Annotated in this window: 16 protein-coding genes; 5 read left to right on the forward strand and 11 right to left on the reverse strand. The window is 71.6% G+C overall.

Features of this window, described 5'->3' with window-relative positions; genetic code table 11:
- The first annotated feature begins 115 nt into the window (after positions 1-115).
- The 3 genes from AC3ANR_RS00905 to AC3ANR_RS00915 all read left to right on the forward strand — a co-directional run bounded on the left by AC3ANR_RS00905 (position 116) and on the right by AC3ANR_RS00915 (position 3,021).
- On the forward strand, positions 116-1,339 hold the full coding sequence (locus tag AC3ANR_RS00905; RefSeq protein WP_488289994.1) for a LysM peptidoglycan-binding domain-containing protein: 1,224 nt from the start codon (positions 116-118) through the stop codon (positions 1,337-1,339).
- Between the two features lie 15 nt (positions 1,340-1,354).
- The gene (gene dprA, locus AC3ANR_RS00910; protein WP_488289995.1) at positions 1,355-2,461 is read left to right on the forward strand and encodes a DNA-processing protein DprA; all 1,107 of its coding nucleotides are present in this window, start codon (positions 1,355-1,357) and stop codon (positions 2,459-2,461) included.
- Between the two features lie 80 nt (positions 2,462-2,541).
- Entirely contained in the window at positions 2,542-3,021 is a 480-nt protein-coding gene (locus tag AC3ANR_RS00915; protein WP_488289996.1) for a Smg family protein, read from the forward strand.
- A gap of 61 nt (positions 3,022-3,082) precedes the next feature.
- Here AC3ANR_RS00915 and AC3ANR_RS00920 read toward each other — a convergent pair whose 3' ends face one another.
- The 5 genes from AC3ANR_RS00920 to AC3ANR_RS00940 all read right to left on the reverse strand — a co-directional run bounded on the left by AC3ANR_RS00920 (position 3,083) and on the right by AC3ANR_RS00940 (position 12,875).
- The gene (locus AC3ANR_RS00920; RefSeq protein WP_488289997.1) at positions 3,083-5,911 is read right to left on the reverse strand and encodes a DUF1631 family protein; all 2,829 of its coding nucleotides are present in this window, start codon (positions 5,909-5,911) and stop codon (positions 3,083-3,085) included.
- Between the two features lie 10 nt (positions 5,912-5,921).
- Entirely contained in the window at positions 5,922-6,872 is a 951-nt protein-coding gene (secF, locus tag AC3ANR_RS00925; RefSeq protein ID WP_488289998.1) for a protein translocase subunit SecF, read from the reverse strand.
- Between the two features lie 15 nt (positions 6,873-6,887).
- Positions 6,888-8,768 (reverse strand): protein translocase subunit SecD, encoded by a 1,881-nt coding sequence (gene secD, locus AC3ANR_RS00930; RefSeq protein WP_488289999.1) that lies wholly within the window; start codon positions 8,766-8,768, stop codon positions 6,888-6,890.
- A 36-nt stretch (positions 8,769-8,804) separates the two neighbouring features.
- Positions 8,805-9,134 (reverse strand): preprotein translocase subunit YajC, encoded by a 330-nt coding sequence (gene yajC / locus AC3ANR_RS00935; protein WP_488290000.1) that lies wholly within the window; start codon positions 9,132-9,134, stop codon positions 8,805-8,807.
- Between the two features lie 183 nt (positions 9,135-9,317).
- Positions 9,318-12,875 (reverse strand): indolepyruvate ferredoxin oxidoreductase family protein, encoded by a 3,558-nt coding sequence (locus AC3ANR_RS00940; protein WP_488290001.1) that lies wholly within the window; start codon positions 12,873-12,875, stop codon positions 9,318-9,320.
- A 108-nt stretch (positions 12,876-12,983) separates the two neighbouring features.
- Here AC3ANR_RS00940 and AC3ANR_RS00945 point away from each other — a divergent pair, with 108 nt between their 5' ends.
- Positions 12,984-13,478 (forward strand): Lrp/AsnC family transcriptional regulator, encoded by a 495-nt coding sequence (locus AC3ANR_RS00945; protein ID WP_488290002.1) that lies wholly within the window; start codon positions 12,984-12,986, stop codon positions 13,476-13,478.
- Here the strand turns inward: AC3ANR_RS00945 and AC3ANR_RS00950 are convergent.
- Together AC3ANR_RS00950 and mltA are read right to left on the reverse strand one after the other, a co-directional pair.
- A complete protein-coding gene (locus AC3ANR_RS00950; protein WP_488290003.1) occupies positions 13,475-13,885 on the reverse strand; it encodes a hypothetical protein in 411 nt (136 codons plus the stop codon). The two genes, AC3ANR_RS00945 and AC3ANR_RS00950, sit on opposite strands and share 4 nt — an antisense overlap.
- Complete coding sequence (mltA, locus tag AC3ANR_RS00955) at positions 13,882-15,078, reverse strand: murein transglycosylase A (protein WP_488290004.1); 1,197 nt, start codon at positions 15,076-15,078, stop codon at positions 13,882-13,884. The genes AC3ANR_RS00950 and mltA overlap by 4 nt, the downstream gene beginning before the upstream one ends.
- Here mltA and AC3ANR_RS00960 point away from each other — a divergent pair.
- Positions 15,011-15,157, forward strand: a complete 147-nt coding sequence (locus tag AC3ANR_RS00960) for a hypothetical protein (RefSeq protein WP_488290005.1) — start codon at positions 15,011-15,013, stop codon at positions 15,155-15,157. The two genes, mltA and AC3ANR_RS00960, sit on opposite strands and share 68 nt — an antisense overlap.
- On the opposite strand, the gene AC3ANR_RS00965 is transcribed toward AC3ANR_RS00960, so the two are convergent.
- Genes AC3ANR_RS00965 through AC3ANR_RS00980 form a run of 4 tightly spaced genes read right to left on the reverse strand, consistent with a single transcriptional unit; the run spans position 15,154 to position 22,836 of the window.
- Positions 15,154-15,792, reverse strand: a complete 639-nt coding sequence (locus AC3ANR_RS00965) for a response regulator transcription factor (RefSeq protein WP_488290006.1) — start codon at positions 15,790-15,792, stop codon at positions 15,154-15,156. The genes AC3ANR_RS00960 and AC3ANR_RS00965 overlap by 4 nt on opposite strands.
- Complete coding sequence (locus AC3ANR_RS00970; protein WP_488290007.1) at positions 15,792-17,879, reverse strand: ATP-binding protein; 2,088 nt, start codon at positions 17,877-17,879, stop codon at positions 15,792-15,794. Before AC3ANR_RS00970 ends, AC3ANR_RS00965 begins: the two co-directional genes overlap by 1 nt.
- On the reverse strand, positions 17,876-18,685 hold the full coding sequence (locus tag AC3ANR_RS00975) for a carbon-nitrogen hydrolase family protein (RefSeq protein ID WP_488290008.1): 810 nt from the start codon (positions 18,683-18,685) through the stop codon (positions 17,876-17,878). Before AC3ANR_RS00975 ends, AC3ANR_RS00970 begins: the two co-directional genes overlap by 4 nt.
- Positions 18,682-22,836, reverse strand: a complete 4,155-nt coding sequence (locus AC3ANR_RS00980; RefSeq protein ID WP_488290009.1) for a YhdP family protein — start codon at positions 22,834-22,836, stop codon at positions 18,682-18,684. The genes AC3ANR_RS00975 and AC3ANR_RS00980 overlap by 4 nt, the downstream gene beginning before the upstream one ends.
- Between the last annotated feature and the right edge of the window lie 38 nt (positions 22,837-22,874).

Consider the following 22,874-nt stretch of genomic DNA (forward strand, 5'->3'; position numbering starts at 1 on the left):
TTTCGCCACTTTTGCGGCCGGCGGCAGGCGTCGCCGGCCATAAACGTTGCCTAATCAAGGGCTTGAGCCCAGAATCAACAGTAAATTGTCAAGTGACGTCACGAGGAGGAAGAACATGATGGCGCAACGCAAGGCCCTGGCCGGCCGACCCCCGCACGCCTGGCGTGCCGCCGGCATCCTGGCAGCCGCGCTCGCTGTTCTCCCCGTCCAGGCCCAGTCGCTGCCGGTCACGCCGGCCCAGCGCTCCACCGCCCAGCAGGTCGCCCAGGCCGGCGTGCCGCTGTCGGAACTGGCGCCCAATGCCCCGGACAACTACACCGTCAAGTCGGGCGACACGCTCTGGGCCATCTCCAAGGTGTTCCTCACCAGCCCGTGGCGCTGGCCCGAGCTGTGGGGCATGAACATGCAGGAGGTGCGCAATCCGCACCGCATCTATCCCGGCCAGGTGCTCGTGCTCGAGAAGAAGGACGGCCTGGCGCGCCTGCGCGTGCAGCAGGCCCAGGGCGACGCGCCGACCGAAGCCGTGCGCCTTTCGCCGCGGGTGCGCTCCACCTCGCTGGGCGACATGTCGATCCCGACGCTGCAACCCAGCCTCATTGAGCCGTTCCTGGCCGAGCCGGTGATCGTCGGCGAAGGCGTGCTCGAGAAGGCGCCGCGCATCGTCGCCTCGTCCGACGAGCGCGTGCTGCTCACCCGTGGCGATCGCGTCTATGCCCGCGGCAGCAGCGGCACGCCGCTGGCCGAGACGGCCGGTAAGGCCGACGAGTTCCGCGTGTTCCGCAATGCCGTCCCGCTGCGCGACCCGTACACCAAGGCCGTGCTGGGCTACGAGGCGCAGTACCTCGGCAAGGCGGCCCTGGTGCGCGGGGAAGGCGTGGAGAAGGTGGCCGTGTCCGGTGGCGACACGCGGTCGACGCCGATCCCGGCCACGCTGGACCTGGTGTCGGCGCGCAGCGAGATGCGCGTGGGCGACCGGCTGCTGCCCGAGCCGCCGCGTCAGCTGGTGAGCTACACGCCGCGCGCGCCCGCGCAGGCCGTGGACGCCGCGGTGGTCTCGGTGTACGGCGAGGCCGTCGCCCTGGCCGGCCAGAACCAGGTGGTGGTGATCAACAAGGGCACCGCCGACGGCGTCGAGGCCGGGCACGTGCTGGCCATCCTGCGCACCGGCGCGCGGATGGTCGACAAGTCGCAGCCGGGCGAGCGCACCGACATCAAGCTGCCCGACGAGCGCAACGGCCTGATGATGGTGTTCCGGCCCTTCGAACGCCTGTCCTACGCCCTGGTGCTGGACACCACGCAAGGCGTGAAGGTCGGCGACCGGGTCATCAACCCGCGCTGAGCCGGCGCAGGCGCCATGCAGCGCGACGAGCTGGGTGCCTGGTTGCGCCTGGCCATGGTGCCCGGGGTGGGCCGGGCCGGCGCGCGCCGCCTGCTGGCCGCCTTCGGCCTGCCGCAACACCTGTTCGCGCAATCCGACTCGGCACTGGCCGCCGTGGTCGGCGAAGCGCACGCGCGCTCCCTGCTCGAGGAGCCGCCGGACTGGCACCAGCAACTCGAGACCACGCTGGCCTGGCTGGCGCAGTCGCCCGCGGCGATCCCGCGCCGGGTGATCACCCTCGCGGACCCGTCCTACCCGCCAGCCCTGCTGGAGACGGAAGACCCCCCGTTGCTGCTGTATGCAAGCGGCATGGCGCTCCAGGAGTGGCCGCGCGCCGTGGCCGTGGTCGGCAGCCGCAATCCGACACCGCAGGGGCGCATCGACGCGCGCCAGTTCGCGCGCAGCTTCGCGCAAGCGGGGCTGACCGTGGTCTCCGGCCTGGCCCTGGGCATCGACGCCGCCGCCCACGAAGGCGCGCTCGACGGGGCCGCGCCGGGGCAGGTGGCCACCATCGCCGTGGTGGGCACCGGCCTGGACCGGGTCTATCCCAAGCAGCACCTGGAGCTGGCCCATCGCATCTCCGAGCGCGGGCTGCTGCTGTCCGAATACCCGCTGGGCATGGGGCCGCTGGCCGAGAACTTCCCGCGGCGCAACCGCCTGATCGCGGCGCTGGGGCTCGGCACGCTGGTGGTGGAGGCGGCCCTGCGCTCCGGCTCGCTGATCACCGCGCGGCTGGCCGCCGAACAGGGCCGGGACGTGTTCGCCATTCCCGGCTCGATCCACTCGGCGCAATCGCGCGGCTGCCATGCCCTGCTGCGCCAAGGCGCCAAGCTCGTCGAGACCGCGCAGGACGTGCTGGAGGAACTCGCGCCGGGCCATGCCGCGCCCACCCCGCCGGCACCGCCCGCCAAGGACGTCCCGCTGCTGCGGGCGATGGGCTACGACCCCGTGAACATCGACGCGCTGGTGGCTCGCACCGGCACGTCGGCTGCCGACCTGCAGGCGCAGCTGCTCGAGCTCGAGCTGCAGGGGCGCGTCGCGCGGCTGGCCGGCGGCCTCTTCCAGCGCGTCGAGCAAGGCTGACGCGGCGCGCCGACGCGCGTGCGCAACACCGCGGCGAGGCCGCCCCGCAAACCGTCGCGCCTGGGCTATATTGACTTCCCATGTTCGAAGTTCTGGTGTTTGTCTACGAGAACTACTGGCGCGGGGATGCGTGCCCCGAACTCGAGCAACTCGGTCGACGGCTCAGCGCCCACGGCTTCGAACCGGAAGAGATCCAGCAGGCCCTGGTCTGGCTCGATGGCCTGAACTTCGCGGCCCAGAGCACCGCCCTCGATGCCGATCCGGCGCTGCCTGCGCAGGCCCAGTCCAGCCATGGCATGCGGGTGTACTCCGTCGCCGAGCAGGACCACCTGGGCGCGCAGTGCCTGGGCTTCGTCACCTTCCTGGAGTCGGCCGGCGTCCTGCCGCCGGCGCTGCGCGAGATCGTGGTCGACCGCGCCATGGCCGCGCCCGGCGGCCCGGTGTCGCTCGACGACCTGAAGATCATCGTGCTGATGGTCTATTGGAGCATGGGCCAGGAGCCCGATGCGCTGGTGCTTGACGAGCTGTGCGAGGACACCAGCACGCGGTTGCCGCACTAGCCCGCAAGGCGGCGGATTGCACTTCGACAAGGCCGCCTGACGCGGCCTTGTTCGCTTGCGCTCACGCCAGCAGGCGTTCGGGGTTGGCGTCCAGCTTGGCCAGCGCGTCGCGCGTGGCGCGCACGGTGAGCGCCTCCTCCTCGGCGGGCAGCAGCAGCCCGGCCTGCAGGTAGGACGCCAGGCGCCGCGCCTGGATCAGGAAACTGCGCCCCTCGGTGGAGGCGAACAGGTGCAGCTGCCGGCGGTCGCTGCGCCAGACGTACTGCACCTGGTGCGTCTTGCCGTTGTGATCGAGCACGAACCAGTTGCCCTGCTGCAACTCCATCGCCCAGGCCATCATGGCGTCGCTCGGGTGCGAGCCGCCGTCGGTGACCACCTCGATCATCGACGCGTCGATGCCCAGCATCATCTCGATGCTCTCCGAATCCAGCGGCAGTTCGGCGCCGGGGTCGTCGGAGATGAAGTCCTCGAGGTTGGCCAGCCGCTTGGTCATGGCCTCGATCTGCGCCTGCGGGATCGACTCGGTCTTGGACATGAAGGCATCGGCCAGCGTGTCGCCGATCACCTTGATGTGCCTTTCCTGGTCGGCCGCGGGCAGCCCCAGCAGGGCCATGCCCGTGCGCAGGCGCTGCAGCAGTTGCGGCAGGTCCTGGATGACGCGCGCGCGCTCGGTGCGATTGGGCTTGGCGCTGGCCGACCACACCAGGTCGGCGGCCGACTTCTTCAGCGCCACCGTCTGCGCATGCTGGGCACCGTGCTTGACGGCGGCCATGGCCAGCACCTCGGCCCACACCTTGAACAGGAACTCCCGGATCTCCTCGCGCACCGGGATGTCGTTGAGCATCTTGCGCAGCTCGATGGTGTACTGGATCGCCATCGTCTCCTTCTGCTCGACCTGCTGGGCGACGCTGACCAGGCGCTGGGTGTCGCTTTTTTCCGTGAGGAACTTGGACAGGAACTTCTGGAATTCGTCGTACACCAGCTGGAACACGCGCCGGCCGGTCTCCGGATACTGCTCGATCACCTGCACGACGCGCTTGATTTCCAGCTCGAGCGCGCTGCCGCTGATGGTGGCCGCATTGAAGCCCAGCACGCACGAGCCCATGCGGTCGATCAGCTGGCGCGCCGGATGCTGCAAGGTGCCGAAGAACTCGGGCTCGGCCAGCGCGACGCGCAGCACCGGCATCTGCAGCCGGGCGAACCAGACCCGGATGGCGGGCGGGATGCGCTCCTCGGCCAGGATGCTCTGGAACATCAGGGCCACGATCTCGATCGTGGCCTTCTCGGTCTGCGTGGCCGCCTTCTTCTTCAGCTCACCGGTGCGCTCGCGCAGGTCGAGCGCGACCCGCTCGACCGCCGCGTCGTCGTAGACCACGACCTCGTTGACGGTGTGGCCCGCTTCGATGCGGGTCTCGACCTGGGTCTGCACCTGGGTCGCATGGCGGCCGATGGCGTCGGTCAGTGCCGGCGAGGCCGGCGGCGCATGTTCCGGGTTGAAGCCGGCCTTCTCGGTCAGCAGCCGCTTGAGCTGCCCGATGACGCCGGTGGCCCGCATGCGGGCACGCGCCAGCGGCGTGCTGGAAGTCAGCATCCGCGTCTCGTCGGCGATGCCGCCGCGCGCGCGGTAGGTGGAGTCGCCACCCATCCCGGTGGCCGGACCCGCCGGCGCGGCCCAGCCGCCCGGCTGCATGCCGGCGGACCCGGCGCCACCCGCGGCGCCGCCACCGGCCGCACCGCCCTGGAAGGCGACGCCGCCGCCCGGGCCGCCGCCGCCCGGGCCGCCGCCGCCCATGGGGCCCGCATCGGAAGCTCCGCCTGCGCCGCCCCCGGAATAGTCGCCCGTGCTGCCGCCCGAGTAGCCCCCTGCACCACCGCCGCTGGCATAGCCGCCCGCGCCGCCACCCGCGTACCCGCCTGCACCGCCACCCGAGTAGCCGGCCGCGCCGCCCCCGGAATAGCTGCCAGCGCCGCCTCCGGAATTGCCACCAGCGCTGCCGCCCGCATAGCCGCCCGCGCCGGCACCCACGTAGCCGCCCGCCGGACCAGCCGAGCCGCCCGGCCCGGCCGCGGCGCCACCGACACTCGCGCCGGCATAGCCACCGGAATAGCCGCCCGCATGGCCGCCCGAGTACCCGCTCGCCGAGCCGCTGCCGGAGGGCACACCCTGCGCACTGGAGGGCCCGGCATCCTGCGGCGGCGCTCCGTCCGGCGGCGCGCCCGGTGCCCGAGGCGACGGCGCCGACGCCGTGCGCTTGACGCGGGACGTGTGCTCGATCTCCGGCATGACGCCGCGCTGGACCAGGAAGTCGTTGACCGATTCGTAGGCAGCGACCATGGTCTCGGTCATCTGCTTGTGGATGATGTCCTGCACCAGCTGCCAGCTGCCGCGTGACAGGCCCGCCGCGGCCCACTGCTCCACCATCAGCTGCGCCACCGCTTCCGGCCGCAGGATGTCGGAGGTAGCCATCTCCTGGTCGTTCTCCAGGTGCTGCAGCCGCACCTTGAGGTCGTTCATGGCCCAGACGGCCTTCTCGGACACGCTCAGCGCCAGGCGCGACGACAGGATCTTGTTCTCCACCACGTCGTCGCCGATCAGCTCCAGGTTCATCGCCTCGAGCCGCACGCGCGCGGTGGCCGTGGGCGGCACGACCGCCTTGCGCCAGGCCTTGGTCGTGGCTTCCTGCCAGAGCCGCCGCTTCTGCTCGAACTCCATCAGCGCGTCACGCCGCTCCTGCGAGTCGCGCGTGCTCAGCGCCGCGTCGATCAGCTCGGCGAGCTTGCCCCGGACCGCCTCGCCCAGCGGCTGCAGAACGCCTTCCAGCCGGGCAACGAAGTGCTCACGGGCCTGCCGCGCCAGCGGCACCGAGGAGGAGTTCTGGGGGCGCTTCACGGGTGGCGGCTCAGACGGTCGCTCCGGCGTTGGGGTCGTTCGGGTCTTCCTTGCGGGTGGTGGTCTTCACCAGGTCCTCGCGCTTGACCCCGAGCCACATGGCGATGGCCGCGGCGACGAACACCGAGGAGTAGATGCCGAACAGGATGCCGATCGTCAGCGCCAGGGCGAAGTAGTGCAGCGTCGCGCCGCCGAACAGCAGCATCGACAGCACCATCATCTGGGTGGACCCGTGGGTGATGATCGTGCGGCTGATCGTCGAGGTGATCGCGTTGTCGATGATCTGCACGGTGTTCATCTTGCGGTAGCGCCGGAAGTTCTCGCGGATCCGGTCGAAGATGACCACCGACTCGTTGACCGAGTAGCCCAGCACCGCCAGCACCGCCGCCAGCACCGCCAGCGAGAACTCCCACTGGAAGAAGGCGAAGAAGCCCAGGATGATCACCACGTCGTGCAGGTTGGCGATGATGGCCGCGACCGCGAACTTCCACTCGAAGCGGAAGGCCAGGTATATGACGATGCCCACGACCACCATGGCCAGGGCCTTCAGGCCGTCGGTGGCGAGCTCCTCGCCGACCTGCGGGCCGACGAATTCGGTGCGGCGCAGCGTGACGGCCGGATCACCGGCCTTGAGCGCCGTCATCACCCGTTCGGACTGTTGCGCCGAACTCACGCCCTTCTGGGCCGGCAGCCGGATCATGACGTCCCGGGCGGTGCCGAAGTTCTGCACCTGCACGTCCGTGAAGCCCAGGCCGGAGACGGTCTGGCGCACCCGCTCGACGTCGGCCGGCTGGGTGTAGCCGACCTCCATCACGGTGCCGCCCGTGAATTCCACGGACAGGTGCAGCCCCTTGGTCACCAGGAAGAAGACGGCGGCGGCGAACGTGATGAACGAGATCGCGTTGAAAACCAACGCGTTCCGCATGAACGGGATGTCGCGGCGAATCTTGAAGAATTCCATTCTTGTTCTACTTCCTCACTCCGCCTTGGTTATAGCGCTGTCCGGCTCCGGACGCCAGACCGTGCCGATCGACACGGACTTGAGCTTCTTTTGCCGGCCGTACCACAGGTTCACCAGCCCGCGCGAGAAGAAGACCGCCGAGAACATCGAGGTCAGGATGCCGATGCAGTGCACGACGGCGAAGCCGCGCACCGGGCCGGAACCGAAGGCCAGCAACGCGACGCCGGCGATCAGGGTGGTCACGTTGGAGTCCAGGATGGTCGCCCAGGCCCGGTCGTAGCCGGCGTGGATGGCCGCCTGCGGCGACGCGCCGAAGCGCAACTCCTCGCGCACCCGCTCGTTGATCAGGACGTTCGAGTCGATGGCCATGCCCAGCGCCAGCGCCATGGCCGCCATGCCGGGCAGCGTCAGCGTCGCCTGCAGCATCGACAGCACGGCCACCAGCAGCAGCAGGTTGACCGCCAGCGCCAGGCCCGAGAAGAGCCCGAACAGCATGTAGTACACGGCCATGAAGGCCACGATGGCGGCGAAACCCCAGGCCACGCTGTGGAAGCCCTTGGCGATGTTCTCGGCGCCCAGGGTCGGGCCGATGGTCAGCTCCTCGATGATCTCCATCGGCGCGGCCAGCGAGCCGGCGCGCAGCAGCAGCGCCAGGTCGTTGGCCTCGTTCACGGTCATCGAGCCGGAGATCTGGAACCGGTTGCCCAGCTCGCCCTGGATCACCGGCGCGGTCAGGACCTCGCCCTTGCCCTTTTCGAAGAGCAGGATGGCCATGCGCTTTTTCAGGTTCTCGCGGCTGGTGTCGCGCATGATGCGGCCGCCCTTGGCGTCCACGGTCAGGTCCACCTTGGGCTGCTGGCTCTGCTGGTCGAAGCCCGGCTGGGCGTCGGTCAGGCTGTCGCCGGTCAGGATCACCTGCTTTTTCACGACCACCGCCCGGCCGCTGCGCTCGACGTAGCGTTCGGCGCCGAACGGCACCGGGCCGGTGCCCAGCTCGGCGGCGCGGCCCTCGGCGCTCTCGTCCACCAGGCGCATCTCCAGCGTGGCGGTGCGGCCCAGGATGTCCTTGGCCTTGGCGGTGTCCTGCACGCCGGGCAGCTGCACGACGATGCGGTCCAGCCCCTGCTGCTGGATCACCGGCTCGGCCACGCCCAGCTCGTTGATCCGGTTGTGCAGGGTGACCATGTTCTGCTTCAGGGCCTGCTCCTGCACCCGCCGCGCGGCCTCGGGCCGCAGCGTCGCGGTCAGCTTGTATTCGGTGCCCTCGGGCGCCTCCGCTGCCTGCAGGTCGGGGAACTGGTCCTGGATCACCCGGCGCGCGGCCGCCAGCGTCTCGCTGTCGCGCAGGCGGATCTCGACCGCCTGGCCGTTGCGGCTGATGCCGCCGTGGCGCACGTTGGCCTCGCGCAACTGGCTGCGCAGGTCGCCGGCCAGCGATTCGGCGCGCTTGGTCAGCGCCGCCTGCATGTCCACCTGCAGCATGAAGTGCACGCCGCCGCGCAGGTCCAGGCCGAGGTACATCGGCACGGCACGGATGGCGGTCAGCCACTGCGGCGAGCTGGAGAGCAGGTTGAGCGCGACCACGTACTGCGGGTCGGCCGGGTCGGGCGACAGCGCCTTTTGCAGGGCGTCCTTGGCCTTGAGCTGGGTGTCGGTGCTGTCCAGGCGGACCTTGACCGAGTTCGGGTCCAGACTGACGGCGACCGGCCGGATGCCGGCGGCGGCGAGGGCCTGCTCGACCTTCGCCTGCGTCGTCGCGTCCACCTTGACGGTGGCCTTGCCGGCCGACACCTGGACGGCAGGTGCCTCACCGAAGAAATTCGGCAGGGTGTACAGCACCCCCACCACCAGCGCGATCACGAGGATCGCGTACTTCCACACCGGGTATCGGTTCATAACGGTGGCAACGCGGGCGCGGACGCACCCGCGCCCTTACTTGATGGTGCCCTTGGGCAGGACCTGGACGACGGCGCTGCGCTGCAGCTGGATCTCCACGCCGTTGGCGATCTCGACGCCGATGTAGGTGTCGCCGATGCGCGTCACGCGGCCGAGCAGGCCGCCGGCGGTGGCCACCTCGTCGCCCTTGGCGAGCGCCTCGACCATGGAGCGATGCTCCTTCTGCCGCTTCATCTGCGGGCGGATCATCACGAAATAAAGCACCACGAACATCAGCACCAGCGGCAGCATGCTCATGAGGGACGACTGCATGTCGCCACCCGCGGCGGCCGGTGCGGTTTGTGCGAAGGCGGAGGGGATGAACACGGTGGCTCCCGGGAAAACTAGGGTCTGTCGGGGCGCCGTCGCGCGCGCAGCCGGGGGGCTGCGGCCCGAAGGCGCACAAGGGCGGGATTGTAAGTCGCGGCCGCGACGCAGCCGCGCTTGCCCGACAAAGCCCCGGGGCACGGACGGCGGGACGAGGCCCGCCGCCAGTACCGCCCCGGCCGCTCAGGCCGCCTGGCGTTGCGGCTGCGGCTCGGCCAGGCGCTGCATCAGCGCCTCCCAGCGCTGGCGCGCGGCCGCGAGGTTGCGCTCCTTGACGTGGCCGAACCCCTTGATCTGCTCCGGGATCGCGGCGATCTCCAGCGCCAGCGCGTGGTTGCCCGCGTCCAGGCGCGCCAGCACCTGCTCGATGCTCGCGCGGTACTGGCCGATCAGCGCGCGCTCGGTGCGGCGCTCCTCGGTGCGGCCGAAAACGTCCAGCGCCGTGCCGCGCAGGCCCCGCAGCCGGGCCAGCACGCGAAAGCCCAGCGCCATGCCCGGGCCGTACTTGCGCTTGACCAGCTCGCCCTTGGCGTTGCGCCGGGCCAGCAGCGGCGGCGCGAGGTGGTAGTTGACCTTGTAGTCGCCCTCGAACATCGCGGCCACGCGCTCCTGGAAGCCGGTCTCGGTGTGCAGGCGCGCCACCTCGTACTCGTCCTTGTACGCCATCAGCTTGAACAGGTACCGCGCCACCGCCTCGGCCAGGCCCGACTTGCCCAGCGGCGCCTCCGCCGTGCGCACCCGCTCGACGAAGTCGGCGTAGGCCTTGGCGTAGGCGGCGTTCTGGTACTGCGTGAGGAACTCGACGCGGCGCGCCACCAGCGTGTCCAGCGTCTCGCGCTTCTTGAACGCGATGACCTGCGCCGGCGCCAGCAGTTGCTCCACCGCGGCCGGGTCGTGGGCGGCGCGACGGCCCCACTCGAACGCCGCCTTGTTGCTGGGCACCGCCACGCCATTGAGCTCGATGGCCCGCAGCAGCGACTCGCGCCCGAGCGGGATCCAGCCCTTTTGCCACGCGTAGCCGAGCAGCATCGGGTTGGTGTAGATGCTGTCGCCCATCAGCCTGGTGGCCGCGGCGTCGGCGTTGAAGCTGCCCAGCTGGGCGGCGCCGACGTTGTGCGCGATCTCGGCCGCGCAGGCATCGGCCGGGTTGGCCCAGTTGCCGTTGCGGACGAAGGCGGCCGTCGGCGCGCTGTGCGCGTTCAGGGCGACGCGCGTGCGGCCCTCGCGCATGCGCAGCACGGTTTCCTTGCCGGCCGTGACGATCGGGTCGCAGCCGATCACCAAGTCGGCGGCGGCCATGCCGACACGGGTGGTGTGGATGTCCTGCGGCCGGTCGGCGATCAGCACGTGACTCCAGGTCGCGCCGCCCTTCTGGGCCAGCCCGGCGGCGTCCTGCGTCACGATGCCCTTGCCCTCGATGTGCGCCGCCATGCCCAGCAGCTGCCCGATCGTGATGACCCCGGTGCCGCCGACGCCGGCGACCACGATGCCGTAGGCGCCGTGCGAGGACGGCAGCACGGGCTCGGGCAGCTCGCCCAGCTCGTGCGGCGAGGCGGCCTGGGACTTCGCCTTGGCCTTGAGCTTGCCGCCCTCGACGGTGACGAAGCTGGGACAGAAGCCCTTGAGGCAGCTCGTGTCCTTGTTGCAGGTGCTCTGGTTGATCACGCGCTTGCGGCCGAACTCGGTCTCCAGCGGCTCGACCGACAGGCAGTTGCTCTGCACGCCGCAGTCGCCGCACCCTTCGCACACGAGGTCGTTGATGACGACGCGCACCGCCGGATCGACCATGGTGCCGCGCTTGCGGCGGCGGCGCTTTTCCGTCGCGCAGGTCTGGTCGTAGACGATGGCGGTGGTGCCTTCCAGTTCGCGGAACTCGCGCTGCAGGCGATCGAGCTCGTCGCGGTGCTCCACCTGCACGCCCGGCGGCAGCTTGGCCACCGTGTACTTCTCGGGTTCGTCGGTCACCACCACCAGCCGCCTGACGCCCTCGGCCACCAGGCTGTGCGCGATCTGCAACACCGAGTGGCCCTCGGGCCGCTCGCCGACCTGCTGGCCGCCGGTCATCGCGACGGCGTCGTTGTACAGGATCTTGTAGGTGATGTTGACGCCGGCGGCGATCGATTGCCGGATCGCGAGCAGGCCGCTGTGGAAGTAGGTGCCGTCGCCCAGGTTGGCGAACACGTGCTTCTCGGCGGTGAACGGCTGCTGGCCGACCCAGGGCACGCCCTCGCCGCCCATCTGCGTGAAGCCGATGGTGGAGCGGTCCATCCAGGTGGCCATGAAGTGGCAGCCGATGCCGGCCATGGCGCGCGAGCCTTCGGGCACGACGGTGGACGTGTTGTGCGGACAGCCCGAGCAGAACCAGGGCAGGCGGTCGGCCTTGACCTCCAGCACCTGCATCGCGCGCTCCTTGGCTTCCAGGATCGCGAGCTGCGCATCCACGCGCGCGGCGGTGTCGGCATCGAGCCCCAGCTTCTTCAGCCGGCGGGCGATGGCGCGCGCGATGATCGCCGGCGACAGGTCCGCGTTGGCGCGCAGCAGCGTGTTGGCGGTGGGATTGGGCCGCGACCACTCGCCGCCGCTGGCCTCGCCGTCGGCGTCGAACTTGCCCACCACGTCGGGGCGCGCGTCCGAGCGCCAGTTGTACAGCTCTTCCTTCAGCTGGTATTCGATGACCTGGCGCTTTTCCTCCACGACCAGGATCTCGCGCAGCCCGGTGGCGAACGCGCGCGTGATCTGCGCCTCCAGCGGCCACACCACCGTCACCTTGTGCACCCGGATGCCGATGCGGCGGCAGGTGTCGTCGTCCAGGCCCAGGTCGAGCAGCGCCTGGCGCGTGTCGTTGTAGGCCTTGCCGCTGGCGATGATGCCGAAGCGGTCGTTCGGCCCTTCCACCACGTTGTGGTTCAGGCGGTTGGCGCGGATGTAGGCGAGCGCGGCGTACCACTTGAAGTTGAACAGCCGCGCCTCCTGCTCCAGCGCGGCGTCGGGCCAGCGGATGTGCACGCCACCCGGCGGCATCGCGAAGTCCTCGGGTAGCACGATCTGCACCCGCTGCGGGTCGATCATGGCGGTGGCGCTGGACTCGACGATCTCCTGGATCGTCTTCATGCCGGTCCACACGCCGGCGTAGCGGCTCATGGCGAACGCATGGATCCCCAGGTCCAGGATCTCCTGCACCGTGGTCGGGAAGAACACCGGCAGTCCGCAGGCCTTGAAGATGTGGTCGCTCTGGTGCGCGGCGGTGGAGCTCTTGGCCACGTGGTCGTCGCCGGCCACCGCGATCACGCCGCCCCAGGGCGTCGTGCCCGCCATGTTGGCGTGCTTGAACACGTCCGAGCAGCGGTCCACGCCGGGGCCCTTGCCGTACCAGATGCCGAACACGCCGTCGAATTTCTGCTCGGCCTTGGGCGCGAAGCCCAGTTGCTGCGTGCCCCACAGGGCGGTGGCGGCGAGTTCCTCGTTGACGCCCGGCTGGAAGACGATGTTCTGCGCCTTCAGGTACTTGCTGGCCTTCCACAGCGCCTGGTCGTAGCCGCCCAGCGGCGAGCCGCGGTAGCCGCTGACGAAGCCGGCCGTGTTCTTGCCCACCAGCGCATCGCGCTGGCGCTGCAGCATCGGCAGCTTGACCAGGGCCTGCACCCCGCTCATGAAGGCGCGGCCGTAGTCGAGCGAGTACTTGTCGTCCAGCGTGACGGTTTCCAGCGCCTTGCGGATGTGTTCGGGCAGGGGGGCGTTCATCGTGTCTCCGGGAATGCGCCAGTGTAGGGTCGCCGGCCCGATAAGTCTTTGCTTTCAGTGCCCATGGCAAGCTAGGATGAGAAAGATCCTTTCTAGAAAATGCAAATCATGGAAAGCCTGGACAAGTTCGATCGCCGCATCCTGGAAGAACTGCAAGCCGACGGCCGGCTCACGAACGCCGAGCTGGCGCAGCGCGTGGGGCTGTCGGCCGCCCCCTGCTGGCGGCGGGTGCGGGCGCTGGAGGAGGCCGGCTACATCAAGGGCTACCACGCCGAGATCGACCGCCACCGGATCGGCCTGGGCGTGCTGGCCTTCGTGCGGCTGGACGCGGAGCGCAACACCGGCGAGCGCACCCGCGCGATGGAGGAGGCGATCCGCAAGATCCCGGAGATCGTCTCGTGCCACTACATCAGCGGCACCGGCACCTTCGAGCTGCAGGTCGTGTCGCGGGACCTGGACGCCTTCTCGCAGTTCGCCCGCCAGGTGCTGATCAACCTGCCGAACGTGAAGGACATCCACACCAGCTTCTCGCTCGGCGAGGTCAAGGCCAGCAGCGCATGGCCGCTCGGGCAGCTGCAGCCACCCGCGCGGCCCGCGGCCTAGTCGCGGCGGCAGTGCAGCGTCTGCGGCTGAGGCTGCAGCACCTGCAGCACCGCCTCGCGCGCGTCGGGGCCGAGGCCGAATTCGGCCCGCACGCGCTCGCTGGACCACACGGTCTGCTGCGGCGTGACGCCACCGGCATCGCGCAGCAGCGTGTCGCCGCCGTCGCCCAGGCCGGCCAGGCGCAGCTCGTCGCCGGCGAACCGCGCCTGCAACTCCCGGCCGTCGTCGCAGCGCAGGCGCACCGAGCCGGCGGCCGGCTCGGGCGGGACAGGCGCCGACGCGGGCACGGCGGGCGCGGGGGCGGCGGGCGCGGCCACGGGCGGGTCCGGCAGGCGCGCGGGTCCGGGCGCCGCCGCGCAGCCGGCCAGCAGGACCAGCGGCAGGGCCAGGAACGTGGCGGACTTCATCGCGGCCACAGCGCCCACAACCGCAACGGCTGCTTCAGGCGGCCGGCGAACTCGCCGGCCTGCGGGCCCCATCCCGCGAAATAGTCGGCCCGCACCGCGCCCACGATGGCGCTGCCGGTGTCCTGCGCGATCACCAGCCGCTGCAGGGCGGCGGTCGGGCCGCTGGAGGCCAGCCAGACCGGCGTGCCGTACGGGATGCTGTCCTTGTCGACCGCGATCGAGCGGCCGGGCGTCAGCGCCACGCCCTGGGCGCCGCGCGGGCCGAAGCCGCCATCGAAGTCGTCCAGCGGCTCCTCGCGGAAGAACACCACGCGCGGGTTGCTCCACAGCAGCTCCTGCAGGCGCTGCGGGTTGTCGCGCACCCAGGCCTTGATGCCCGGCCACGACGCGTCGCGCACCGCGCCCTGCTGCAGCAGCCAGCTGCCGACGCTGCGGTAAGGCTGCTCGTTGCTGCCGGCGAAGGCCAGGCGCACGCTGCGCACGCTGCCGTCGGGCTCGGTCACGCGCAGCCGCCCCGAGCCCTGGATCTGCAGCATCAGGGCGTCGAGCGGATCGGACAGCCAGGCGATCTCGCGCCCGCGCAACTGCGCCTTCGCGTCCGCCAGCGTGTCGATGTCCTGCCGCGAGTACCAGGGCCGGCGGCCGGCCAGCGCCGCGGGCGGCCGGTACAGCGGCACCGCGTGCTGGGCGGTCGGTTGCCGCGAGGCCTCCAGCACCGGCTCGTAATAGGCGGTGAGCAGCCCCTCGGTGGGGCCTTGCAAGGGCTCGATGCGGTACGGCTGCAGCCGCTGGCGCATCCAGGCGCGCTGCTCGCCGGGGCTGGCGATGGAGAGCTGGCGCACCTGCGGACACAGGCCCGCCCAGGCGGCCGGCGGTCGCTCGCAGCTGCGCAGCCAGGCATTCCAGGCCTCGTGCAACGCGTCGTCCTCGAAGCCCGGCAAGTCGCTCCAGCGCACCGGCTGCCAGCGGCTCTTGCCCTGCACCAGCGGCGCCGGCAGGGGCGCGTCGTCGCCGGGCGCAGGCGCGGTCGCGGGCGGCGCCGTCGCCGCCGGCTCGATCGGCAGCGGCGCCGAGGCGCACCCCGCCAGGATTCCTACAATGGCCGCGAGACTCCATCCACGTCGCATGCTGCTCATTCTGCTGGAAGCCCTGCTGGCCCTCGCGGTCCTCGTCGCCATCGTCTGGTGGACCATGTTCTCGGGCCGGCCGGGCGGCGAGCCGCCGGCGGCGGCGGCGCGGGAAGAGAACGAGCGCACCGGCGACAAGCCCTAGGCGCCCGCGTCGAGGCCGCGCAGGACGTTGGCCAGTTCGACCGCCGAGCGCACCTCCATCTTGTCGAACACGCGCGCGCGGTGGACCTCCACGGTGCGCACGCTGATGTCCAGCTCGTCCGCGATCAGCTTGTTCGGCAGGCCGCGGGCGACCAGGCGCATGACGTCCCGCTCGCGCTCGGTGAGCTCGGCGAGCCGGTCGGCCAGGTCCTGGCGCGCGCGCCAGGCCGCCTGCAGCTGGGCCGACTTCTGCAGCGCCTGCTCGACCCGGTCGACCAGCGCGTTGTCGGAGAACGGCTTCTCGCAGAAATCGAACGCGCCGCGCTTGACCATGTCCACCGCGGTGGGCACGTCGGCGTGACCGGTGAGGAAGATGACGGGCATCACCTCCGCCAGCCCGCGCGCGGCCAGGCGCTCGAACAGCGCCAGTCCGCTCATGCCCGGCATGCGCACGTCCAGCAGCAGGCAGCACGGCTGCGCGGGCCGGAAATCGCCCTCGAGCAGCGCCTCGAAATCCTCGGCGGTCGCGAAACGTTCGCTGGACAGGTGGCGCGAGCGCAGCAGCCAGGCCAGCGCGTCGCGCACGCTCTCGTCGTCGTCGACGATGAAGACAGTGGCGTCGGGTGCGGGTTGCATCAGGAGGACAGGGCGGCTGCGGTCTGGGGCGGCGCCGCGGCATCGCCGGCGGCTGCCTGGGCGGGCAGGGTGAAGCGGAAGATCGTACCTTGCGGTCGGTTGGGCTCGTAGGCCAGGAAGCCCCCGTGCTGCTCGACGACCGTGCGGCACAGTGACAGCCCCAGCCCCATGCCCTCGGCCTTGGTCGTGAAGAAGGGGGTGAACAGCTGTTCGCGCACCTCGGCCGCGATGCCGGGCCCCTGGTCGGCGACCGAGAACTCCAGCCAGCTCTTGCCGCCCGCGGCATCGCCCGCGCCGGCGCGGCGGACCTGGATCACCAGCGAGGGCCGCCGCACGCGGGCCTCGTCCATCGCCTGCATCGCATTGCGCGCGAGGTTGAGCAGCACCTGCTCCACCATCGTGCGGTCGCACAGCACCGCGGGCAGGTGGGGCGCGATGCGCGTTTCCACGTGCACGCCGAGCTTGCGCGCCTGCAGGCCCACCAGCGGCATCACGGCATCGATCAGCGACTGCGGCGCAATCGCCTCGCGGTCCTTGTCGCGGCGGCGCACGAAGTCGTGCACGCTCTTGATCACCTTGCCCGCGCGCTCGGCCTGCTCGGCGATGCGCCGCATGGCCAGCTGCAGGTCGTCCGCAGCCAGGTGGTCGCGGGCGCCATCGAGCATGTTGAGCGACCCGGTGGCATAGCTGGAGATGGCCGCCAGCGGCTGGTTCAGCTCATGGCTGAGCAGCGACGCCATCTCGCCCACGGTGGCCAGGCGCGCGGTGGCCTGCAGGCGCTCCTGGCTCGCGCGCGACAGCTCCTCGACACGACGCTGCTCGCTGATGTCCAGGAACGCGCTCATCCAGCCCGTCTGCACGCCCTGGGCGTTGATCAGCGGCGCCTCGATGATCAGCACCGGAAAGCGCGAGCCGTCCTGGCGCATGAAGACCGACTCGAAACCCTCGCGCGGGGGCGCGTTGCCGGCCAGCCGCACCTCCTGGCGCTTCTGGTACTCGCCGGCCAGCTCCGGCGGCCAGTACGGCTGCGGCGAGCCCTTGCCGAGCAGCGCCTCGGCCGGAAAGCCCACCATGCTGCAGAACGCGGGATTCACGTAGGTCGTGCGGCCGCGCAGGTCGCGCGCGCGCAGGCCGGTGACCAGGGAGTCCTCCATCGCCTTGCGAAAGGCCAGCGCGTCGGCCAGGTCGCGCTCCACCTCGAGCCGGCGCCGGGTGTCCTTGCCCAGCAGGAACAGCACGGCCAAGAGCGCGATGGACATGGCGGTGACCAGCGCGGTGAGCACGTTCGGGAACAGCTCGGGCGCGCCGCGCCAGCTGTCCATGCGCAGCACCATCGTGTTGCCGGGCAGGTCGAGCAGCTGCGTCGCGGTGAACACGCGCGTGCCGCGGCGCGTGTTGCCGTGCAGGGCCAGCCGCGTGCCGTCCGCCTCGGTGAACGAGACCTCCTGGCTGCGGGTGAGGTTCGGCCCGATCAGGCTGGTGAGCATCTCGCCGAGCGAGTACGTGGCGACCACGAATCCGGTGAGCTGGCCGCCGTTCATCTGCGGCAGGCACAGGTCCATCACCTCCAGCCCCAGGCCGTCCATCTGGGGCAGGAAGTAGCTGGCCGCGTAGCCCGCTCCACTGCTGCGGCGCGCGTTGGCGCAGGCCAGCGCCACCTCCGGCTGCGCGCTGGCCCGCCCCATGCGGCCGAACGCCGGCGCGCGGTAGGGCGTGTCCACGCCCACCAGCGTGGCCAGTTTCGCGTCGCGCCACTCGACGCGCAGCAGCTCGCGCCGCTCGTGCAGCAGGCGCTGCGCGTCCAGGACCCAGCCGGAGCGGGTCGGCGTGCCCGCCTGCAGGGCCTGCAGCGACTGCACGTTGCGGGTGAGCGCCGAGCGGATGTCCGCCAGTGCCTCCGCCGCGTCGCGCTCCAGCCGCTCCTGCACCTTGCTGGCCTCGTAGCGCCCGGCCAGCCAGATCAGGATGACCAGCAGCGTGGCAACCAGGGCGCTGAGCGAGGCCCACAGCAGCCAGCGCTGGGCCGCCGACGGCCGCGGCGACTCCCGGTTCGGCGACGGCGCGCCCGGCGCCTGCGGCTCGCTCATAGCACGCGGTGCTCCAGCGCGGGCAGCTCGCGGCGCACCTGCGCCAGCCGCGCACCGTCCAGGCTGGCGACGACGACGCCCTCGTGGTCGGCGTCCGATTCGGCGAGCACGACGCCCCAGGGATCGACCACCATGCTGTGGCCCCAGGTGCGCCGCCCGCTCTCGTGCGTGCCGCCCTGCGCCGGCGCCGCCACGTAGGCGAGGTTCTCGATCGCCCGCGCGCGCAGCAGCGGCTCCCAGTGCGCGCGGCCCGTGCCATGCGTGAAGGCGCTGGGCACGAGCAGCAGGTCGGCCCGCAGGTGCCGGTACAGCTCCGGAAAGCGCAGGTCGTAGCAGACCGACAAACCGACGCGCCAGCGCTGGCCGGCCCGATCGGCCAGCTCGAATGCCACCGGCGTCCCGCCCGGCTCGATCACCCGCGCCTCGTCGAAGCGCTCGCGGCCGTTGTCGAACCGGAACAGGTGGATCTTGTCGTAGCGCGCGACGCATTGGCCCTGCGGCGAGAAGACCAGGTTGGTGTTGCGCACGCGCCGCTCGTCGTGCGTGGCCAGCGGCAGGGTGCCGCCGACGACCCACAGGGCGTGCTCGCGCGCCGCCGCCGCGAGGAAGGCCTGGATCGGGCCGTCGCCGGCGGCTTCGCGCACCGCGAGCTTGTCGGTGTCGGCGCGGCCCATGAGGCAGAAATATTCCGGCAGCACGGCCAGTTCGCAGCCCTCGCGCGCCGCCTGCGCCAGCAGCCGGGCGGCGGCGGCGAGGTTGTCGTCCACGCGCGCCGTGGACACCATCTGGATGGCGGCGATCTTCATCGTTCGGCTCCCGACGCATTGTTGCCCGCCGCGCGCGCGTCGGTGGCCTTGCCGTCGGCGCCGCCCTTGCCGAGCTTGGTGATGCGGGGGTCGGCCCAGGTGCCGTCGATCTGGAACTGCTGGGTCGTGGCGCGGGCGAGCGGCTCGCGCAGGAAGATCTGCGCGAGGAACGTGCCCAGGCCGATGGCCGGGTTGATGGCCGCGGCCACCAGCGACGCCGTGCCCGCATTGATTTCCGGCACCACGACGACCCGCAGGTCCTGCGTCTCGCGCGACAGGTCGGCCTTGCCCTCCATCAGCACGGCCGCGTTCACGCCCTTCATCTGCAGGTTGTTGGTGGCCGCGATGCCCTGCTGGATGGTGAGGTCGCCGCGCACGAAGTCGAAGGCGAAGCCCTGGCTGAACACGTCGCGGAAATCCAGCGTGAGCCGGCGCGGCAGCGACTGCAGGCTCAGCACGCCGAGCAGCTTGGCCAGCCCCGGATCGGCCTTGAGGAATTGGCCGTTCTCGACGTTGACATGGAACGCGCCCGTCATCGAGGGGTAGTCGAACCCCAGCGGCGAGCCGAGCCAGGCGATCTGGCCCTCCATGCGCCCCTGGCCGCGGCGCACGACGTCCTTCATCCCCAGGCGCGACAGCAGGCCGCCCACGTCCGCCAGGTCGAGCCGGAAGTTCATCACGGTGCGGCGGCGCTCGCCCGCGCGCGGCGCTGCCGCCTGCGCTTCCAGCGCGGCCCAGTTGCCGGTGGCGATGAGGCTCGCCTCGGGCATGGCGAGGCTGAGCTTGTTGAGGCGCCACTCGCGCGCGCCCCCCTCCCGCAGCACCGTGCCCGCGCCGCGGTTGACGGCGTCGATCTCCAGCCGGCCGAGCTTGCGGCCGCGCAGGTCGAAATCGTCCACCACGATGTCGAGCGCGGGAATGAAGGCCGGCTGCTCGTTCAGGAGCGTCTCGACGGCGTTCGCGGCGGCGGCGGCGATGGCCAGCCGCGCCAGCCGGGCATAGACGCGGCCCGGGCCGCTGTCGGACGGCTGCCGGTATTCCACGTAGCCGCCCATCTCGTCGGCATCGACGTTGCCGCGCCAAAGGAGCCCCTCGCGCGCGCCGCCGACGACGAGGTTGTGCAGCGTGCGGCCGCCGTAGGTGAGTTCGCGCGCCCGCACCGCCAGCACGCTGGGCAGGTAGCTGCTGGCCGCCGCGGCGGAGGCGTTGCCGCTGCCGCTGCCGCTGCCGTTGCCGTTGCTGCGGGCGCCCGCTGCGGGGGCCGCGGCAGGCGGGGGCCGCGGCGAGGCCAGCAGGCCGTCCAGCACCTGCTGCCAGGCATCGAGGTTGGTCACGCCCAGCGCGATGTTGGCCGTCACGCCCTGCTCGGGCAGCACCGCGGTCTCGCCGGGCGCCAGGCCGATCGCCACCGCGCCGCGCAGCACGCGGGCTTCGCCGCCCGTGATGTCGCGCACGTAGTTGACTGATGCGACGCGTCCGATGTCGACCGACAGCTGGTCGGCCTGGCCGGTGGTGGTGGCGCTGTCGCGCAGCAGGGCGTTCTCGTAGCGCAAGGGCAGCACGGCCTCGGCCGTCTTGGACAGCGGCGCGGGCAGGTTGATCGCCAGCCCCTGCAGGCTGCTGGTGACCAGCACCTCCGGCGTGCCCTTGCGGAACGTCACCGTCGCCGCGTAGGTCGAGCCGCCGGTCGCGTGGCGTGCCAGGCGGGCGACGAAGCCGAGCTCGCGCGCCTGCCGCAGCCCCTCGGCCGTCGCATTGCCCTGGGCGCGCACGACCACGGCCGTGTCGACGCCCACTGAGCGCGTGCCGCCTTCCAGCTTCGCCTCGCCGCCCAGCGCGCGCACCTGCGTACCCACCAGCGAGAAGCCCTTCTCGCTGAACAGGACCGCGCCCCGCGCCCGCGACAGGGCCGGGCTGTCCGGCGTGATCTGCACGTCGTTGCCGGCCAGCGTCACGGTCCCCTGCACCGTGCTGCGCTCGATGGTGGCGATCGGCAGCCCGAGCTTGAGCCGCACGTCCGCGGCGCCGGTGGCCGTCGCCCTGGCCAGCGCTTCCTGGGTCAGCAGGTTGACCGGCGAGCGCTGCACGACGGTGAGCGCCTCGGCCAGCGGCCCGCGGACCTCGCCCGTCACCTCGACCACGGTGTGCGCCAGGTCGGCGATGGCGGCTTCGGCCTTCACGCGCAGGCCCGGCGCATTGGCAAAGCGCGCCAGCGCGTCCTCGACGCGCAGGCTGCTCCTGTCGAACACCAGCTGGCCCGACAGCTGCGTCAGCACCGGCCAGGGCAGGTTGCCCTGCCTGGGCGTCGAGCGCGGCACGAACGCGTAGTTGGCGTTGCGCACCTGCGCCGTGACGCGGAACTCGCCCGTGCGGCCGTGCTGGAACGGGAAGTCGCGCAGGTCGCCCTTGAGCCTGGCGCGCACGTCGGTGACCTCGGCCTGCTGCACCGACTCGCGCACGTAGTCGCGCGCCGTCTGCGGCACGGCCAGGGGAAGGTAGCGCCAGACCCGGGCCCCGTTGGCCCGGCTCAGGCTGGCCTGCAGGTCAATGACGCCCGGGAAGCGGTGCGCCGGATCGTCGCCCGTGCGCCAGCTGGCCTGGCCTTCGCCCTGCGCATCCGCATTGCTGAACCGCAGGTTGGTGACGGCCACCGACATGCGCCCGGCGGGCAGCTGCCACTGCACGTCGCCGGCGAGCCGGTCGAACGGCATCACCGCCTCGTCGAACACGCCCGGCAACTCGAGGGCGCCGGCCTGCATCGCGAGCCGCGCCGTGCCGCCGCCCTCGTGGACGTCGAAATCGACCGTCGCGTTGCGGATGCCCGGCGTGCCGGCCGCGCGCCGGCCGTCCGCCCCGATCCGTCCCGGCCCCGCCGCCACGTGCAGCCCGCTCACCCGGCCCTTGGCCTGGTACTTCTGCGGCGCCTGCAGCGTGCCTTGCCAGCGCGCCTGCACGCTCTCCACCAGCCCCTCGGGCGCGTAGGTGGTCAGCGCCGCGTGCGTGGCCTCGCCCAGCGGCAGCCGGCCGGCCAGCTGGCGCAGCGCGCCGAGGTCGAGCCGGTCGGCCCGCAACTCGCCCGCGCCGGGCCGCCGGGCGTCGCCCTCGGTCCACGAGACCGCCACGTTGCCGCCGGGCCAGCGCTGGCCCTGGTCGGTCACGAACTGCAGGTCCCGCGTCTCGACGTCGAAGCCATCGGGCCGCCGCTTGCCGCCGACGCGGCCCGACAGCGACGCCAGCGCCAGCGGCGGCAGGTCGGCGCCGAGGCGGGTGGCGACGTCGGCCACCGCCAGGTCGGCCGCGCCCCCGACCAGCTGGCCACGGTCGACGTCGACCCAGGCCCGCACCGCGCCATGGCCGCTCTCGACCGCGATGCCGAACTGGGCATAGCGGCGCAGCTCCTTGAGGTCCACGCGCGTGAAGTCGGCATGCAGCTGGCCGGTCCAGTCCTGCCAGCGCCCGGGATGGGCGGACAGCAGCGGCTGGCGGAACGAGCCGACCAGGGTGAAGCGGTCGCCCCATTCGGCCGGCGGCGTCGCGTCCAGCCGCATGGCGTGGGTCCGCGCGCCGTTGCGCACCACCAGGTCGACCTGCGCCAAGGCCAGCTCGGGCGCCGCGCGCATCTCGTCCATCCAGCGGACGGTGCCGCCGCGCAGGACGAACTCGCCCTGCCGGAAGAACCAGTCGGCGCCGCCGCCGTCGCCCTTGCCGCCGCGCGAGAGGTCCAGCCCGGCGACGAACAGCCGGCCGTCGGCCGCGCGCCGCACGTCGAGTTGCGGCCGGTCGATGACCAGCTGGTCGAAGCCGAAATTCCACAGCGAGCGCGGGGACAAGGACACGAGCACGCGCGGCAGGCGCAGCGCCTCGCGTCCCTGCGGATCCAGCAGCACCACCGACTGCAGTTCCACCGAGGGCAGCAGGCCCGCGTCGTGGGCCGCCACGCTGCCGATGCGCACCGGCACCCCCAGCGACTGCGAGGCGTAGCGTTCGAGGTCGGGGCGGTACTCACCGATTCGCGGCACAATCCAGCCGTGCAACGCACCCCATGCGAGCGCCAGCAGCAGCCAGCAGGCCGCCAGCAGCCCGAGGGCCCACTTCGCGCAGGTGGCGTAGACCCGGAGCAGGCGCGAAGGGGATGGCGGCGAATCGTTCATGAAAGATGACGAAGGCAGGAATTATGAGCCCCGGTGTC

The sequence above is a fragment of the Ramlibacter sp. JJN2-2R genome, assembly GCF_057747835.1.

Excerpts from the sequence above, each read along its gene's own strand:
- AC3ANR_RS00905 (WP_488289994.1), top strand. The coding sequence starts at position 116 with ATGATGGCGCAACGCAAGGCCCTGGCCGGCCGACCCCCGCACGCCTGG.
- dprA (WP_488289995.1), top strand. The coding sequence starts at position 1,355 with ATGCAGCGCGACGAGCTGGGTGCCTGGTTGCGCCTGGCCATGGTGCCC.
- AC3ANR_RS00915 (WP_488289996.1), top strand. The coding sequence starts at position 2,542 with ATGTTCGAAGTTCTGGTGTTTGTCTACGAGAACTACTGGCGCGGGGAT.
- secF (WP_488289998.1), bottom strand. The coding sequence starts at position 6,872 with ATGGAATTCTTCAAGATTCGCCGCGACATCCCGTTCATGCGGAACGCG.
- secD (WP_488289999.1), bottom strand. The coding sequence starts at position 8,768 with ATGAACCGATACCCGGTGTGGAAGTACGCGATCCTCGTGATCGCGCTG.
- AC3ANR_RS00940 (WP_488290001.1), bottom strand. The coding sequence starts at position 12,875 with ATGAACGCCCCCCTGCCCGAACACATCCGCAAGGCGCTGGAAACCGTC.
- AC3ANR_RS00945 (WP_488290002.1), top strand. The coding sequence starts at position 12,984 with ATGGAAAGCCTGGACAAGTTCGATCGCCGCATCCTGGAAGAACTGCAA.
- AC3ANR_RS00950 (WP_488290003.1), bottom strand. The coding sequence starts at position 13,885 with ATGAAGTCCGCCACGTTCCTGGCCCTGCCGCTGGTCCTGCTGGCCGGC.
- AC3ANR_RS00960 (WP_488290005.1), top strand. The coding sequence starts at position 15,011 with ATGCTGCTCATTCTGCTGGAAGCCCTGCTGGCCCTCGCGGTCCTCGTC.
- mltA (WP_488290004.1), bottom strand. The coding sequence starts at position 15,078 with ATGGTCCACCAGACGATGGCGACGAGGACCGCGAGGGCCAGCAGGGCT.
- AC3ANR_RS00965 (WP_488290006.1), bottom strand. The coding sequence starts at position 15,792 with ATGCAACCCGCACCCGACGCCACTGTCTTCATCGTCGACGACGACGAG.
- AC3ANR_RS00970 (WP_488290007.1), bottom strand. The coding sequence starts at position 17,879 with ATGAGCGAGCCGCAGGCGCCGGGCGCGCCGTCGCCGAACCGGGAGTCG.
- AC3ANR_RS00975 (WP_488290008.1), bottom strand. The coding sequence starts at position 18,685 with ATGAAGATCGCCGCCATCCAGATGGTGTCCACGGCGCGCGTGGACGAC.
- AC3ANR_RS00980 (WP_488290009.1), bottom strand. The coding sequence starts at position 22,836 with ATGAACGATTCGCCGCCATCCCCTTCGCGCCTGCTCCGGGTCTACGCC.